This is a genomic window from Amycolatopsis keratiniphila subsp. keratiniphila, assembly GCF_001620365.2.
Taxonomy (GTDB): Bacteria; Actinomycetota; Actinomycetes; order Mycobacteriales; family Pseudonocardiaceae; genus Amycolatopsis; species Amycolatopsis keratiniphila.
In genome coordinates, this window is sequence record NZ_LQMT02000008.1 from 120,798 (window position 1) to 136,815 (window position 16,018).

Consider the following 16,018-nt stretch of genomic DNA (forward strand, 5'->3'; position numbering starts at 1 on the left):
ATTCCATTCCGGAGACCGTTCTTTGTCTGCCCGGAACTGTATGGACGTCCCGGGAAGGGTGTCAATGAAAGGATGATGGAACGCCGGTGCCCGCGCGGACGTGCTCACCGCGAAGTGAGAAAGGGGGCACCCCGCTTGTCACTTCGGGACGAACTTCGGGGATTCAGGAGCCGGAGCGCGAGGAGCGCTCCGGCGAGTTGCAGCGCCGCGGCGGTCAGCAGCCCGGCCGTGTAGCCGTCCGCCAGCGCGGCCGCGGCGCCCTCGTCGAGCCGGGCCGTGCGGACCACCGACAGGACGACCCCGATCAGCGCGACGCCCAGCGCGCTCGACAGTTCGCGGGACGCGGTGAGCAGTCCGGAGGCCGTGCCCGCGTGCCGTTCGGCGACGATCTCCAGCGCGTACGAGGTCAACGGGGTGGTCAGGGCCGATCCGGCGCCGATCAGCACGAGTCCGGGAATCCTGGGCGGGATTTCCGGCAGATGGTTGACCGCGGCGAGCGCCAGCAGTCCGGCGGCCACCGTGGTCAGCCCGGCCGCGACTGTCCGATGTGGACCCCAGCGTGGTACCGCCCAGGGCACCAGCGGCGTGGCGGCGACGACCGCGACCGCCACCACGACCAGCGGCAATCCGGCGAGCATCGGCCCGAGGCCGAGGGATTCCTGATGCAGCAACGGCGTGAAGAAGAAGACCCCGGAAACCCCCAGTCCCCACAGCAACTGCACGGTGAGCGCGCCGGTGAACACCCGCGTGCCGGTCAGCGCCTTCGGCACCAGCCGCACGCGCGCGCGTCTTTCCCTGACCACGAACCAGATCGCGAAGGCCGTCCCCGCCGCGCAGAGCACCGCGTTCAGCTCCACCACGGCGGCGGTGACCAGGACCATCGCGGTGGTCACCACCAGCATGGACAGCACGGCGGGCCGTCCGGCCGCCGGATCACGATCCGCGAGGGCGACCCTGCGCACCAGCGTCAGCATGGCCGCCACGAACGGGAGGTTGACGAAGAAGATCCAGCCCCAGCCCAGATATTCGCTCAGCACGCCGCCGAGCGTCGGGCCGAGTGCGAGGGCGGCCGCGAGACAGGCGGTCCAGACCGTCGCGCCGACCGCCCGTCTTCGCGCGTCGAGGTCGGTGCGGAGCAGGCTGAGCAGGGCCGGGACCAGGAACGCCGCCGCCGCGCCTTGCAGAATCCGCGCGGCGATGACGAGCCACGCCGTCGTGGCGAATCCTCCGACGGCCGCGCCGGCACCGAACGCGAGCAGCCCCGCCCGCAGGGTCGCGGCCTGGCCCCAGCGGTCCACCAGCGTCCCCGCCACCGGCAGCAACCCGGCGAACGGGAGCATGTAGCCGATGCTCACCCATTGCAGCGTGGACAGATCGAGCCCGAGTTCCCGGGCGAGTGAAGGCGCGCCCGCCGCGACGATCGTGTTGTCGAGGGTGGTGACGAACGCCCCGAGCCCGATCATGAGGAGCGTCGCTCTCATTTCGGCTCCTGGTGAGTGAAGAGGACGGTTCGCGGCCGGGGCGAAGTCGTGACTCGCGTGATCAGACGCCGAACTCGCGTGATTGCAGGCGTAACTCACGTGATCGGAGGCCGCACTCGGTGTGCGGCCTCTACTCACGCGAGATCCGCCTCCAATCACGCGAGATACGTCTCCGATCACGCGAGTCCGGTACCCCGAGCACCGTCTTTACCACTCACGAAACCCGGGCCTGGTCTCTCGTGACAATTCCGGCCGCCCCTATTGGCACTCACGCCATAAAACTCAAAGCCACCCTTGCCGCGAAGCCTGCGCGCCCAGCTGGAACCGGGTCTGCGCGCCCAGCAGTTGCTGCAGGCGGCTGATCCGCCGGAGGACCGTGCGTTCACTGATCCCGAGTTCGCGCGCGATCGCCTCGTCGGTCAGGCCTCCGCTCAGCAACGCGAGCAGACGGCGGGTGGCGACGGTCGGTTCCTGCGTCGCCTCCGCGTCGTCCGGACCGCCCGCCCGCACCGGGACACCCATCCGCCAGAACGATTCGAACAGCTCGATCAGCGCGCTCAGCAGCATCGACGGATGGATCAGCAGGGCCAGCACGTCGCCGGCGTCGGAGTTCGGGACGGCGATCAGCGCCCGGTTGCTGTCGGCGATCACCAGCTTCAGCGGCAGCCTGGGGAACACCCTGGCCTGCTCCCCGAGCGCGATACTCGACTGCACCTGGGCGAATCCGTCGTCGGTCCGCAGCACCGACGAGTCGTAGACGACGCGGTACGCGATGCCGCGCGCCATCGAGCCCGGCTGCACCGTGCTCACTTCGGCCTTCGGGCTCATGTACGACCCCGGGTCCAGCGCGACGATGTCCACGCCCGCCTGCGTCTGCATGGCCTCGAAGGTGGCGATCACTTCGTCCCGGCTCCGCAGCACCTCGACGAAGTCCGCGTCGCGGCCGGTCCGCAGGGAGTAGGCGGCGCCGAGCACCTCGGCCGCTTCCCGTGCGCGGACGGCGGCCGCTTCGTGCTGCGCCGCGAACGCCGACAGCGCCGCGCGCGGCGGGCACACCTCGACGCCGGACGCTCCGGCGCGGATCAGGCCGAACCGCTCCAGCTCCGCCAGTTCGGCGCCGGGCGGACCCGGGCGCCCCTCCAGCAGGGCCCGGTACAGCTGCTCGGCCTCCACCGAAAGACCTCGCGACTCGGCGAGCATGACGCTTCTCCTCCCCAGCCCAGGATCGATCGACGTGACATCGATGTCACGCCTCATCCTTCTTGAGGGGGAAAGCGGCCGGATCGTGCGGCTGGACCGATAACGAAATCGTCACGGATCGCCGAAGAGGCTCCCGCGGGCCGGATCGGCCCGCGGGAGCCCTTGTGCGACGCTGCCGGGGATCAGGCGTTGGCAGGCATGCCCTTCTCGTCGGCTTCCGGCGTGGCGGTGCCTTCGAGCAGCTCACGGACGATCTCGTTCGCCTTGCGCACCTGGGGCGTGATCATCTTGATCTTGATCTTCCCGTCGTGCCCGAGGTTGCCGCCGACCTCGACCGTCTTGTCCTCACTGGGCAAGGGCAGGCCCTGGCAGCCGGTGAACTTCTTCTTCGGCGTGAGACCGGTCTGGAAGTAGGCGACGATCGGGTCGTCGACGCAGTCGGTGTTGTACGGGAAGATCCCGTGGCTGCCTTCGTTGTCGACGCTGATCATCTTGGCGCCCGGCAGGCCGTTCGCGGTGGCGAGCGCGCCCTCGTACGGCGTGGCCGCGTCGAGCTCGGTCTGCGCGATCAGCAGTTTCGGGAACGTCTTGGCGTCCGGCGCCGGCTTGGCGTTGGTGGTCGGCCAGAACGCGCACAGCGGCGCACCCGACAGGGCCATGATCGGCGCGATGAACGGCGCGTTCACGGTCAGGTCGGCCTGCCAGTAGGTCCAGTAGTGCAGGTTCTGGTTCCACTGGCCGTCCTGGCAGCGGATCGCCTCGAACGCCGCGTCCCAGGTCTCGACCTCGGCGCCGCCCTGGTACGAGGCCTTGCGCTCGACCGAGTCCTTCTTCGCGATGGCCTCGAGCGCGTTGCCCTTGGCCTTGTTCAGGAACGCCTTGTTCGCGTCGGTCAGGCCCGGGGTGGCGAGCGCCTTCGCGACGACCTGCTCCAGCTTCTCCGCGTCGGTCCCGGTGGGCGCCGGTCCCTTCGCCAGCGCGGCCACCATGGAGGCCGCCGACGGGTACTGGGTGGTGTCGTACATCGCCGGGATGATGAACCAAGCGGCGTAGAGCATGCCCGCGAATTCCCGCGTGCCGCCCGCCTTCTCCCAGTTGCGACGGATCTCCAGCGGGTCTGTGCCCGCCTTGTACTTGGCGTCGTTGCGCGCGACGTAGGGCAGCAGTGCCTCCTGGAACTGGCGGTCGCGGCTGCGCGGCTGCAGGTCCCAGGTCTTCTCCAGGGTCGAGCGGCTAGCGTCGGTCGACGAGTCGAGCAGGAACCGGTGCGCCTTGCTCGGGAACGTGGTGGCGTACCAGGTGCCGAGCCACGTGCCGTACGAGTAGCCGATGTAGCTGGTCTTCTTCTCGCCGAGCAGCACGCGGATGAAGTCCATGTCGTACGCGGTCTGCTCGGTGGTGATGAACTTCGTCAGCGGGTTCTTCAGGCAGCCTTCGACCTTCGCCCGGCTGATCACGTTCTGATCCGTGCTGTCCGGGACGGTGTAGCTACAGGTCAGCGGGGTGCTCTGGCCGACACCGCGCGGGTCGAAGCCGACGAAGTCGTACTGCGAGGCCAGCACGGGGCTGCGCATCGCCATCGCGGCGCCCCACGGGAGGCCTTCGCCGCCGGGCCCGCCGGGGTTGACCAGCGCGATGCCCTGCCTGCCGGTGCCGGGGTAGGCGGTCCCGGTCTTGGAGACGCGGACGCCGATCGTGTTGCCGTCCTGCGGGTTGTGCCAGTCCCGCGGCACCTGGACCGTGGCGCAGGCCAGGCCCTTGACCTTCTTCAGTTCCGCCTCCGTCGCCGGCGCGACGGACGGGAACGAGCACTCGCCCCAGGCCACGGCCTGCTTGGTCAGCGCACCGGCGAGCGCGGCGGTGTCCGGCTCGGCCTTGACCGCGGGAGCCGCACCCGCGGCGGGCGCCAGCACCAGGCCCGAGGCCAGGAACGCACCGGCGACCACGGCCACCGTGCCTCTCCGCGTCTTTCTCGTACTACTGATCACCATGATCCCTTTCGACAGGAGCCCCCCGACGTCCGTACGTGAAGTAAAGACCGGTGATCAGGTTTCCCACACGGCCACGAGCTGGCGGATACCCGACATGGCGGGATCTCGACACGAACGGTCAACCCGGGCTGGACCAGCCGTGCCGCCAATACCCGGCGAACGAGATGTCCGCCTTCGCCGCACCTCGCTCGGACACCAGATGGCGGCGCAGCGACGTCGCCAGCCGGGACTCCCCCGCGACCCAGGTGTAGAACCGGCCGTGCGGCAGCGATGCCCGCTTGACCGCCTCCAGGGCAAGGGTTCCCGGCCGGAGTCCCGGATCGTCCCTGCTGAGCCAGTGGACGCGGACGCCGTCGGTCGTGTCGTACCGCCGGATGTCCGCAGCGGTGGGCACCTCCAAGAACACCTGCGCGGCAAGGGATTCCGGAGCGTCGTCGAGGATCGCCAGCGCGGCGGGAAGGGCGCTCTCGTCGGCGACGACGAGCTGCCAGCCGACGTCGTCCGGTGGCCGGTACGTGGTGCCCATGTCGAAGATCCCGGCCGGATCACCCGGTCGCACGCGGCGGACCCACTCGCTCATCGGCGAATTCCCGTGGAGGGCGAACTCGATGTCGACCTCGTCGTCGGCGAGCCTCGCCCGGCGGATGGTGAGCGTGCGAACCCAAGGCCGGACCGATTTGGGCAGCAGCATCAGCTCCGGCATCCACGTCTCGTTCGAAAAGGTGGGCATCCGCAGCCCGCGTTGTCCCTCACGGGGGAAGAACAGCCGCACCGTCTGGTCCGCGCCCGTGACGACGAGGTGCTTCAACTCCGGACCGCCCAAGGTGACCGACGCGAAGCTCGGGCTGAGGCTGACGCGCTCCCGGACCTCCAGCGTGATCATCTTCCGCGAGACCGGGGCCTTGAGGCGCGGGATCATCGCGAGCTCTCAGTATTCGTGCAGGTCATAGCACTATTATGAGCATTTCCTCAGTTCTCGGGTACTCGCTTTTGCCTGCCCGGTGGGAGACCTCGGGAGCTGGGACGGGACACGATCGCGGACCGGGCCTGCTCACGTTCCGGCTCAGCCCGCGAGGCTTTCGGCGAACCGCCGCGCCGCGTCGAGATCCGCTGTACCGGGCCGGTTCTTGCCGATGCCGCCGACGAGTTTGAACGGGAGCCAGGTGTCGAAACCGCGGCACGAGAAGGTGCCCACCACATCGAATCCCTTGTGGCGGAGCAGCCGCGCGAGGCTGCGGAGGTAGCGCCGGAACGGCGGTTCGGGCAGCCCGCTCGTGGTGAACACGAACGCCTTCCGCCGCTGCTCCCCCGGCAGGTCCCGGACGAACCGGAGCAGGCGCGGATGGAAGTCCATGCCGAAGATCCCCGAGCCGAATCCCACCAGGTCACAGGAATCGAGGTCGGCCGGCCCGATTTCCTCGGGGCTGACGACGCGGGCGCCGAGCACCCCCGCCATGACGTCGGCGACCCTTCGCGTATTGCCGTGGGACACCGAAACGCACACGATGACGACCTTCATGCCGATCCTCCACTCCGCCGGTCCTTTCCCTCAAGAACCGGGCAGCGGCGAAGAACGTGACATCAGCCCTCGCGCAGGTGATCCCGCAGTTCCCGGGCCACGCGGGCCATCAGCACTTCGGCCTCCGGCTGGATCGCCGCGGACACCTTGGACTCGGTCAGCGCGGCGATCGCGAACATCCCGCCGTCGGCGTGTTCGACCACGCCGACCTCGTGCCGCAGGTTCAGCACGGTGCCCGTCTTCGACGACCATTTCGTGGCATCGGAGACGAAATCCGGGCTCAGCCGTTGCCGCAAGAGGTTGAGCCCCATGAGCTCGCGGACCCGCGCCGCCACCTGTTCGTCCACTTTGGACGGCTTCCACAGCGCTTCGAGCAGGTTCACGAACGCGCGGGCCGAACCGGAGCTCGCGCGTGTGACGTCGAGCTGCGGAACGGGATGGCCCTGCCCCGCGGTCCCCGCGTTGATCGCGAGCGCGTGCGCGAGGTGGACGTCGGCGGGGTCGAAGCGTTCGGCCGGGGTGTCGCTGAGATCCGCGGCCGGATGCCGCGCGGTGATCCCGGTGATGCCCCAGTCGCGCGTCATCCCGGTGACCTCGGCGGGCGGCGTCAGCGCGAACAGCGCGTCCGCGGCGGTCTCGTCGCTGATGGCCATGGTCAGATAGAGCAGGTCGTCGATCGCCACCCTGGCCGGATGCCGGAACCGCGTCAGCCCGGTCGGCCCCGGCGCGGTGGCCCGCCCCGGCTCGACGTCGAGCGCCGCCGAGCCGTCCAGCTCGCCCCGCCGGATGCGCTCCAGGGTCGCCGCGGCGAGCGGGATCTTCACCAGTGAGGCGCTCGGGAACTCGAGGTCGGGGTCGATGCCCACCTCGTGACCGGTCCGCAGATCGCGCACGAGGAAGGAACCCCGCAGCCCCCCGTCGGCCAGGTCGGCGCGCAGCCGCATGAGCAGCGTTTCCGTGTTCACGTCGTCTCCTCCGCGCCGAGACAGCGGGCGATGTCCGGCCCCAATCGTGCCCGGAGCCGCTGCGCGTCCTCGCCGGGCCCCGCCGTGATCTCGAACCCGCGCACGAGCCGGATCTCACCGATGGTCCGCCAGTTCAAGCCGAGGTCGGTGGCCTGCGCCGCCGAGCACAGCAGCAGATCGTCCGAACCGAACACGGCCGCGGCGGCTGCGGTCAGCGAATCGGCGACCGACACCTGCGCGGGCCGCAACCCCACCGCGTCACGGATCCGGAAGAGACGGTCGCGCAGATGCGGGACGTCGTCCTCCGGCTGGATCCAGACCCGCCGAGGCGAACGGCCGGACCGGCCGACCCGCAGCGTTTCCAGATGAAGGACGTCCGCCCGCGGCCTGCCTCCGCCCGCCACCCCGAGCGGCACCTTCCAGCTGCCCTCCTCGCCGGGGACGGCGGCGAGCGCGGCGCGGACCTCCTGCGTGCGCACGAGTTCCGCCCGTTCCCGCGGCGGCGCCTGCCGGAACTCCAGGAAGACGTCCACCGCCCGCGCCGCCGCGTCGAGTTCGGCGAGTTCGCGGACGGTGCAGGTTTCCGGCATCGCGAGCCGCATCGGCCGCAGCCTGGCGCGCCGCGCGTCGTGCTCCAGGGTGTCGGCCAAGGCCACCAGCCGTTTCGCCGACGGCAACATGTCCCGCCCGAACGGGGTGAGCAGGGCGCGCCGGGTGGAGCGGTCGAACAGCCGCTCGCCGAAATGCCGTTCCAGCGCGGCGATCCGGCGGCTCGCCACCGGTTGCGGGATGCGCGCGAGCGCGGCTCCGGCGGTGAACGTCCCGGCCTCGCTCACGCTCACGAACGCCCGGCAACTCCCGATCAGGTCCACGACCACATACTATGCGCGTTTCGCATGAAAGACGTCATTCGTGTCTTGGACAGCATGACCGGAGCTGGACAGACTGCGGGCATGTCCGTCACTTATCGCCGCTGGGCCGCACTACTGGCGCTCTCGGCCGTATCACTCGCCGCGTGTTCCGCACCTGCCCCCGCGCCACCTCCCGCCGCCGCTTCGCCCGTCGCGGCGTCCGGGCGCGCCGACTTCGAACAGCTCGAACGCACCTACCGCGCCCGGGTCGGGGTGTACGCGGTGGACACCGCGACCGGGCGCGAAGTCACCTTCCGCGCCGACGAACGCTTCGCCTACGCCTCGACGCACAAGGTGTTCAGCGCCGGCGGTGTCCTGCAGCGGACACCGATCGCCGAACTGGACCGCACGGTGACCTACGGGAAGCAGGACCTGGTCGTCAATTCGCCGGTCACGGAGAAACACGTGGCGACGGGCCTGCCGCTGCGCGCCGTCATGGACGCGACCCTCCGCTACAGCGACAACACCGGCGGGAACCTGCTCTTCCGTGAACTCGGCGGCCCCGAAGGACTCAACGCGGTGTTCCGCGGGATCGGCGACACCACGAGCCACGCCGACCGGATCGAGCCGGAACTCAACGACACCTTCCCCGGCGACCTCCGGGACACCAGCACACCCCGCGCCCTCGCCGTGAGCCTGCGTGCCTTCGCGCTCGGCGACGCCCTCCCCGAGGACAAGCGCAAGATCCTGGTCGACATGATGCGCGCCAACACCACCGGCGATCAGAACATCCGCGCCGGGGTGCCCGGCTGGGCGGTCGCCGACAAGACCGGGACGGCGGCTTACGGCACGCGCAACGACATCGGGGTGGTGTGGCCGCCGAACCGGGCGCCGATCGTCGTCTCGGTGCTCACCGACCGGCCGGACAAGGACGCCGAGATCGACAACAAGCTCCTCGCCGACGCCACCGCGGCCGCGGTGAAGGCCCTCCCCTGACCGGTCCCGCCGGGACGGACGAGGATCCGTCCGTCCCGGCGGGGTTCAGCGGCTCAGCGACGGCAGGGGTTGCCCGCCGGATGCGCCGAGGTTCCGTGCACGTCGGCCTGGGACTCCGCGAGCACGATCTTCGCGAGCGCGGTGTCCAGCGCGACGGCCTGCTGCTTCACGACGCCGTTCGCCACGGTCTGGCCGTTGAGCTTCAGCGAACCGATGACCAGCGGAATGGTCAGCGGCGCCGAGCCCACCGTGATCGACTCGCCGTTGATCTTCAGCGAGGCGACGTTCGAACTGCCGGCCAGCACCGGCGCGAGCCCGCCCGCCGACGGCTGACAGGTCGCCGTCGCCTGGGACTGGATCACGCCGAGTTCGATGGTCAGCCCGAGCGTGCTGATCACCGTCTTGTCGATCTTGGCCGACGCCAGCGCGCGATCGCCCGCGGCCGGAGCCACCGACTGGTCGTCCGGCGTCAGATCGGTCGACGCGGTCAGCACCTTGGTGTCCACCTTGATCAGGCCGGCGTTGAGCGTCGCTGCGGCGACGGTGCTGCTGTCGTCGGCACACGGCAGATTCGCCGGGTTGGCCCGCGCCGCGGTCACGCCGAGGACGTTCGCCGCGGTACCCGTGCAGGAGAAGACGCCGTCACGGTCGTCGTCGACGATCGTGCCGACCCCGGTCGCGTCGATCAGACCGGCACCGGCCGGGGCCGACAGGTTCACCGTGAAGGTCTCGTCCGGCTCGTCGACCTTGTCCGGGTTGACCAGGACGGTCACCGGTTTGGCCGTCTGCCCGGGAGCGAACGTGACCGTCCCGCCCGCCGCCGCGTAGTCGGCGGGCGCGGTCGCGGTGCCGTTGGCGGTCGCGTACTGGACCGTCACCGGATTCGGGCTGGGGCCGCCGAGCAGCGACACCGTGAACGTCGCCGGGACCTGCGCGCCCCCGGAGCCCTCGCCGACCGTCACGTCGTTGATGCTCAAGCCGAGCACGCGGACCGTGGTGGTCTCGACGTAGCCGCGGGAAACCCCGTCGACCTGGTAGTCGACGACGCACTGGTAGGTGCCGGGAGCGGCGCCGGCCGCCACCTTGATGGTCTCGGTGAACGTGGCGACCTCGCCGCTGGCCACCTTGACGCTGCCGGGGTCGTTGGTGACGGTGAGCTGCGGGTCGCAGCTGGTCACCTTCGGCGTCACGGTGACCTCGATGGACTTGATGCCGTCCAGAATGGCCTGCGAGACCTGGCCTGCCGGGACGTTGTTCAGCAGGACGCCGCCCGTCGCCGAGGTGATGGCGGAGGCCTGTCCCGTGGCGTCGAGTGCGCCGACGTTGACGGCGACCACGCGGATCTTCGCCGCCTGCAGCGCCGCGATGGTCTGGGCCAGTGTGTGCCCGCCGCTCGGATCGTGCGACGGCGCGTCGCCGAACCACGCGATGATGCGGGTGCCGTCCGGCCGGAAGGCGACCGCGCCGGTGGCCAGCTGGTAAAGCGCGTTCAGGTTGGCCTCCGGCGTGTCCCCGCCGCCCGCGGCCACCCACTGGTTGATCCCCGCCTGGACGGCGTTCGTGTCCCCGGTGATGCCCTGGTTGACCTTGAACGGCACCGAGTCGGTGAAGTCCTTGTACTCGGCCACGCCGAACTGCGCGGTCGGCTGCGCGGCGAGTACGTCACCGGTGATGGCGCTGGCGTTCGACCGCACGTTGCCGATCGGCCCGCCCATACTGCCCGTGGTGTCGGCGAGCAGGACGAGGTCGGGGTTCGGCGGCACGGCCGAGGTCGTCACGTTCTTGGTCACGGTCGTGCTCTGCCCCGCGTCGAGGGTGAGATCGACCGTTGCCGGGTCGACTCCCGGCGGGGCCGCGGCGGCGACCGCGGTGGACGCGAACATCGCCGTGACCGCGGTCAAGACGACGAGCAGTGGTCTTCGTGACATGGGTTTCCCTCCTCAGACCCGGCCGGAGCCGGAATTCCTGTGGGCTTCCTCGGAAAAGACGGAATATTTCGTTTTTCGTTAGCGCGAAGGCGGGACTTCACCCGGAGCGCCCTGTGTCAAGAGGCCCAACGGGCTGTTACCGCGAATCCGGGCTACTCGGACCAGGCCGGCATTGCGCCGTCCAGCCGAAGAACCTTCGACACCTCTCACTCTTCAGCGTGAAAGGCGTCGAAGTTTCCTGCGTTTTCCGTGATCAGCTCGGCCGGACGGAATCCGGATTCATCCGGCGAACAGTCACCGAATGTCGCAACGTCACGCGCCGACCGATACCGTGGCGAGACCTCGGGCTCAGTAGACGCACTGGATGATCGCGTCGTCCAAGCGGACGTACTTCGCCGGCCCGCCATCGTTGCCGTAGATCGGCTGGAGATAGACGGTGCCCACACCGTTCAGATTGAGATTGGGCAGAGTTATGGGCTCATAACCCGCCCGGTCGTCGATCCACTTCACCGTGTGGGAGATTTTCCGCCAGCCGTTGGGATCCCAGATCTCGAGGCCGATGTTCGCTCCGCCACCGACCGGGTCGGCGTAGACCGCGGCGGCGCAATTCGACCGATTCGACGGGAAACCGCTGAGCGATTTCGCGGTCCTCATCGCCGACCAGCCGTTGTCCGCGAAGAGCCAGCCGTTGTTGTTGCCGGTCCTGGCCACGCCCATGCCGATGTCGATCCAGAAATGACCGTCACCGCCTTGGATTTCCCGCTCCCAGACACCGAACGGGTTCGATTCGTAGCCGTCGGACCATTGCGTGATACCGGCGTGCGCCGTTCCCGCGAGCCCGAGGAGTACTGTCGAAAAAACCGACAGTACGGCGAATGGTTTCTTGAACACGAGAGTTCCCCCTCTGCGTGCGAAATGAACGCAGTCAGGGGACCAAAGTCCGCGACGCGAGCACAAGGTACCTTCGCGCGCACATTCGACCGCCTTAATCACCTACGCGGAGAGCGGCTCCGGCTGATCAACCTGCGCCAGTAGGCACTAACGGAGTGGTGTAGGCCGAAGGCTCCCTTCACCGAGTCTGATGCGACGAAAGGAGCCTTCGCCCCCGGTCGACTACAGGGAGCGGCGGTTCGGTCGCAGGTGCCCTGGTCCTGGACACTCCGCCCGGCAACACACGTTCTACCTTCGGTTCTCTAGGCGAGATCGACGGGCCGCGTCCGCAGCTTGGCCGCGATCCGGGCCAGCGCCTGCTGGTCCTCCGAGGTCAACGGGTCGAGGACGAGCTCCCGCACCGAACGGACGTGCGTGGGCGCGGCCGCGACGACCACGTCGTAGCCGTCGTCGGTGAGCACGGCGAGGGTGTACCGGCCGTCGCCGGGATCCGGTGTCCGCTCCACCCAGCCGCGCTGCTCGAAGCGTTTGACCACATTGGACAGACGAGAGAGCGAGCCGTTGGCGAGGTAGGCCAGTTCGCTCATCCGCAGCCGCCGTTGCGGCGCCTCCGAAATATGACTGAGGGCGAGGTATTCGAACAGCGTCAGCCCGGCGTCGTGCTGCAACGGCGACTCGAGCCGCCCAGGCAGCAGGAGAACCAGGGAGACCAGCCCGGTCCAGGCCTCCTTTTCGGCAGGGGTCAGCCACAGTGCTTCGTCCGGGTCCAGGGCGGCCATGGCGGAACCTTACCCAGAACGACCTGACTTCACATGTGAAGTGAAATCGTGCTAGCTTGACTTCAAGCATGAAGTCAACGAAGGGATCCGCCATGCCCCAGCCGGAGTTCTTCGCCACGCCTGGCTACGGCGACCGGCAACTGACCGAGATGCGCTACAGCCAGGCGGTACGCGTCGGCGATCGCATCGAGATCTCGGGCCAGGGCGGCTGGGACGACGACTTGAACTTCCCGGAGTCCCTGGAAGAGGAGATCGTCACGGCCTTCGAGAACGTCGCCCGCACCCTCGCCACCGCGGGCGCCACCTGGCGCGACGTCATCTCCGTCGACTCGTTCCACGTCCCGGAGGTCCCCGGCTTCATCGGCGAGACCCACAACCGCGTGATGGTGGCGCAGTTCCGCGAGCACATGGGCGACCGGGCACCGATCTGGACCGAGATCGGCGTCGCCGCCCTCGGCGCGCCGAAGATGCGGGTCGAGATCAGGGTCACCGCCATCGCCGGGAACGCCCACGTGTGAACCCCGGACTCCTTGGGTACTCCATGCCTGCGCCCATGCTCTTGGCCCAGCTGGGAAACCCGCTAAGGAGAACGCGTGGGTATCACGAGTACGAGACAGGCTTACGAATTCCCCACCGGTATCGCCCCGCCATTGGGAGCGGTCCGTGCCTGGCTGCGAGAGCAGCTGGGCGGGGTCGGACGCACCACCATCGCGGACACCGAGCTGCTGACCACGGAACTGGTCACCAACGCGCACGAACACGCGGACGGCGTCGCCGAACTCAGGGTCTCCGTCCCCTCGGGACGGGACGTCGTCCGCATCGAGGTCGACGATCGACGTCCGCGCCTGCGCCCGCGCCGCGTGATCAAGGACGATCCGACGAGCCCGCACGGACGAGGGCTGGCGCTGGTCGAGGCGGTCAGCACCGAATGGGGCGTGGACACCGGCGCCGGGTTCAAGACGGTGTGGGCGGAGATCCCGGCGCTCTGACACGATCATCGGGTGACCGCGCAGCGCCGCCCCCTGATCGCGCCGATGCCACGACCGGCGCCGAACAGGGTGAGCCGCGTTCCGCTTTGTCAAACGCCCCTCGCCCGGTCCGCGAGAGCACTCGCGAGCGAGGCCACCTCCGCCGACAGTCCCGTCCAGTCGTCGGAAGCCGTGCCGAGGTAGCCCGCCCGCGCGCGTTCCAGCAGCACACCGCCGCCGACCAGCGCCGCCGCGGTGTCCTTCGAGACGATCCGTCCCGTTTCGACGGTCACGACGATGCGCGCGAGCGTGAGCAGGACATTGCGTTCGTCGCCTTCGATCTCCGACAGGAGGCCGGGGATGACGCCGAGTGCCGCGTCGCGAAGCCGATCCGGCGGCACCGGATCGACGACCTCCGCGAGCGCGGGACCACGGAGAACCCGGTGCGCCGCATGGGCCGTGGCCGCGAGGATCACGACATCGGGATCCTCGGCAGGCCCGGGAAGACAACCCTCGACGAACTCCTCCCGAAGCCATTCCCCGTACTGGAAATCCCGGCGAGACGGTTCGTCCCCGGCCACGATCCCGGTCAGCTCGATCGGACGCCGGTCCGCCGCGCCGGGAAAGCGGTCGGCGTGGCCGCGCCAGCCCGAAAGCCGCAACAGCAGTGACACCAGCGCGCCACGTTCGTCTTCACCGAGCGACCGGCGGGTGACCAGCAGCAGATCGACGTCGCTGTCCGGTTTGAGCCCGCCCGCCGCGCCGGAACCGAAGAGGTACAACCCGAGGACGCCGCCGGGATCCTCACGGTCGAGATGGTCCAGCAGAGGTTTGATGCGCATGCCTCAACGATCACCCGCTACGCAAGGTATTTCCGCGCCCAGTCGGCGAAACCGGTGAGCGGGATGCCGAGGTCCCGCGCGTATTCCGGCCGTCCCGGCTGGCCGATCACGTTCAGCCACTCGTGCGAAGCGCCCATCGGCGGCATCCCGGCGGCGACCGCCTGCTCGACGGTCATGTCCGGGGCGGCCAGCTTCGTCCCCAGGGCACCGGACAGGATCCCGGCGATCTCGGTCATGGTCAGGAAGTCGCTCGCGAGCTCGAGTTCGACCCCGGCGAACCGGTCCGGGTCGGCGATGGCCGCCGCGGCGGCGGTACCGATGTCGTCGACGGCGGCGAGTGCGAGGGAGGTCGAGGGCTTGATGACGCTCACCAGGCCGCCGTCGACCCCGCGCGGGAACAGGAACTTCATGTCGGGCAGGAAGTTCTCCATGAAGAAGCCCGGCTTGAGCAGTGTCCACCGCGGAAAGCCCGCCTCGCGGAGGCGATCCTGGATCGCGGCCTTGGCGCCCAGCGTCGGCTCCATCGAGGACCAGCGCCCTTCGGCCCATCCGTCCGCCTCGACGTGCTGTCCGGCTCCCGAGACGGAGGTGTGCACGAACTGCGGCACGCCCGCCGCCTTCGCGCCCTCGATGAGGTTGACGCCTTGCGCCACCTCCCCCGCGAAGTCGAATCCGTCTTCGTTCATTCCGGGCATCTGCACCGAGAAGACGGCCCGGGCCCCCTTGGCCGCGCGGATCACGGAGTCCACGTCGTGGAGATCGCCGACGACGAGCTCGGCGCCGAGCCCTTCGAGGGCCTTCGCCTTGGCCGGATCGCGGACGAGCGCGCGGACGGGGACGCCGGCCGCGAGCAGGGCGCGGGCGGTCGCGCCACCCTGCCTGCCGGTGGCGCCGGTGACCAAAACGGGTGCAGCGGACATGATGACTCCCTCGGTCGACTAAGTGGCGGGGCCCACCACTTAATGTCCGCTACAATATGGCGGGCCCCGCCACTTACGCAAACACCGAGGTGAAGCCATGTCCGACGGTCAGCGCGCCGACGCACGGCGGAACTACGCGCGCATCCTCGCGGTGGCCGAGGAGGAGGTCGCGGCCCATGGCTCCGGCGCCTCGCTGGAGCAGATCGCCCGCACCGCCAACGTCGGTTCGGCGACCGTGCGCCGCCACTTCCCCACCCGCCGGGCGCTGCTGGAGGCGGTCTCCGCGAACCGGATCGCCGCGTTGTGTGCCCGCGCCGCCGAATTGACCGGCGAGGAAGACAGCCGGAAAGCGCTGTTGACCTGGCTCGACGAGCTCGTCGTCTACTGCGTCTCCGCCCGTGGCCTGGCGGCCGCGCTGTCGTACGAAGGGCCCACGCACGAGAACTCCTGTTCCGCCGCCATCGAAGACGCGGGGGAACCGCTTGTGCGGCGGGCAGCACGGGACGGCGCGGTGCGGCCGGAAGTCACCGTCGCGGAACTCGTCACGCTGATCGTCGGGATCGTCCTGGCCACCGAGCATCACCCGGATCCGGCCGCCCAGGCGGACCGGCTGTTCCGGCTGGCCGTGGCGGGGCTGAGCCCCCGGACGTGAAAGGGGCCGGAGTGGTCGTCCACTCCGGCCCCGCA

16 protein-coding genes are annotated in these 16,018 nt (G+C 69.5%); 4 read left to right on the top strand and 12 right to left on the bottom strand.

Annotated features, from left to right (window positions below; genetic code table 11):
• Positions 1-104: 104 nt before the first annotated feature.
• From AVR91_RS07460 to AVR91_RS07490, 7 genes are all read right to left on the bottom strand, one after another.
• The gene (locus AVR91_RS07460) at positions 105-1,481 is read right to left on the bottom strand and encodes an MFS transporter (protein WP_063274709.1); all 1,377 of its coding nucleotides are present in this window, start codon (positions 1,479-1,481) and stop codon (positions 105-107) included.
• Positions 1,482-1,763: 282 nt separating this feature from the next.
• Entirely contained in the window at positions 1,764-2,681 is a 918-nt protein-coding gene (locus tag AVR91_RS07465; protein ID WP_037336653.1) for a helix-turn-helix transcriptional regulator, read from the bottom strand.
• A 182-nt stretch (positions 2,682-2,863) separates the two neighbouring features.
• The gene (locus AVR91_RS07470) at positions 2,864-4,633 is read right to left on the bottom strand and encodes an alpha/beta hydrolase (RefSeq protein WP_063274708.1); all 1,770 of its coding nucleotides are present in this window, start codon (positions 4,631-4,633) and stop codon (positions 2,864-2,866) included.
• A 157-nt stretch (positions 4,634-4,790) separates the two neighbouring features.
• Entirely contained in the window at positions 4,791-5,591 is an 801-nt protein-coding gene (locus tag AVR91_RS07475) for a siderophore-interacting protein (protein ID WP_063274707.1), read from the bottom strand.
• Positions 5,592-5,735: 144 nt separating this feature from the next.
• Positions 5,736-6,191: a flavodoxin family protein gene (locus tag AVR91_RS07480; RefSeq protein ID WP_063274706.1), complete on the bottom strand. Its 456-nt coding sequence runs from the start codon at positions 6,189-6,191 to the stop codon at positions 5,736-5,738.
• Positions 6,192-6,253: 62 nt separating this feature from the next.
• Positions 6,254-7,156, bottom strand: a complete 903-nt coding sequence (locus tag AVR91_RS07485) for a serine hydrolase (protein ID WP_063274705.1) — start codon at positions 7,154-7,156, stop codon at positions 6,254-6,256.
• Positions 7,153-8,034 carry a LysR family transcriptional regulator gene (locus AVR91_RS07490; protein ID WP_063274704.1) on the bottom strand — a complete coding sequence of 294 codons (882 nt, stop codon included), beginning with the start codon at positions 8,032-8,034 and terminating at the stop codon, positions 7,153-7,155. The genes AVR91_RS07485 and AVR91_RS07490 overlap by 4 nt, the downstream gene beginning before the upstream one ends.
• Positions 8,035-8,109: 75 nt before the next feature.
• On the opposite strand from AVR91_RS07490, the gene bla reads away from it, so the two are divergent.
• Positions 8,110-9,003 carry a class A beta-lactamase gene (bla, locus tag AVR91_RS07495; protein ID WP_063274703.1) on the top strand — a complete coding sequence of 298 codons (894 nt, stop codon included), beginning with the start codon at positions 8,110-8,112 and terminating at the stop codon, positions 9,001-9,003.
• A gap of 53 nt (positions 9,004-9,056) precedes the next feature.
• Here the strand turns inward: bla and AVR91_RS07500 are convergent, their stop codons facing one another.
• The 3 genes from AVR91_RS07500 to AVR91_RS07510 form a co-directional block, all read right to left on the bottom strand.
• Positions 9,057-10,931 carry a Calx-beta domain-containing protein gene (locus AVR91_RS07500; RefSeq protein ID WP_063272662.1) on the bottom strand — a complete coding sequence of 625 codons (1,875 nt, stop codon included), beginning with the start codon at positions 10,929-10,931 and terminating at the stop codon, positions 9,057-9,059.
• A 348-nt stretch (positions 10,932-11,279) separates the two neighbouring features.
• Complete coding sequence (locus AVR91_RS07505; RefSeq protein ID WP_063272663.1) at positions 11,280-11,822, bottom strand: hypothetical protein; 543 nt, start codon at positions 11,820-11,822, stop codon at positions 11,280-11,282.
• A gap of 302 nt (positions 11,823-12,124) precedes the next feature.
• Positions 12,125-12,601: a MarR family winged helix-turn-helix transcriptional regulator gene (locus AVR91_RS07510; RefSeq protein ID WP_063272664.1), complete on the bottom strand. Its 477-nt coding sequence runs from the start codon at positions 12,599-12,601 to the stop codon at positions 12,125-12,127.
• A gap of 68 nt (positions 12,602-12,669) precedes the next feature.
• Here AVR91_RS07510 and AVR91_RS07515 point away from each other — a divergent pair, with 68 nt between their 5' ends.
• Positions 12,670-13,119 (top strand): Rid family hydrolase, encoded by a 450-nt coding sequence (locus AVR91_RS07515; protein ID WP_063272665.1) that lies wholly within the window; start codon positions 12,670-12,672, stop codon positions 13,117-13,119.
• Positions 13,120-13,194: 75 nt separating this feature from the next.
• Positions 13,195-13,590: an ATP-binding protein gene (locus AVR91_RS07520; protein ID WP_063272666.1), complete on the top strand. Its 396-nt coding sequence runs from the start codon at positions 13,195-13,197 to the stop codon at positions 13,588-13,590.
• Positions 13,591-13,679: 89 nt separating this feature from the next.
• On the opposite strand, the gene AVR91_RS07525 is transcribed toward AVR91_RS07520, so the two are convergent.
• Complete coding sequence (locus AVR91_RS07525; protein ID WP_063272667.1) at positions 13,680-14,411, bottom strand: aminoglycoside adenylyltransferase domain-containing protein; 732 nt, start codon at positions 14,409-14,411, stop codon at positions 13,680-13,682.
• A 17-nt stretch (positions 14,412-14,428) separates the two neighbouring features.
• Positions 14,429-15,331, bottom strand: a complete 903-nt coding sequence (locus AVR91_RS07530; RefSeq protein WP_063272668.1) for an NmrA family NAD(P)-binding protein — start codon at positions 15,329-15,331, stop codon at positions 14,429-14,431.
• A gap of 97 nt (positions 15,332-15,428) precedes the next feature.
• On the opposite strand from AVR91_RS07530, the gene AVR91_RS07535 reads away from it, so the two are divergent.
• A complete protein-coding gene (locus AVR91_RS07535; protein ID WP_063272669.1) occupies positions 15,429-15,983 on the top strand; it encodes a TetR/AcrR family transcriptional regulator in 555 nt (184 codons plus the stop codon).
• The last annotated feature ends 35 nt before the right edge of the window (positions 15,984-16,018 follow it).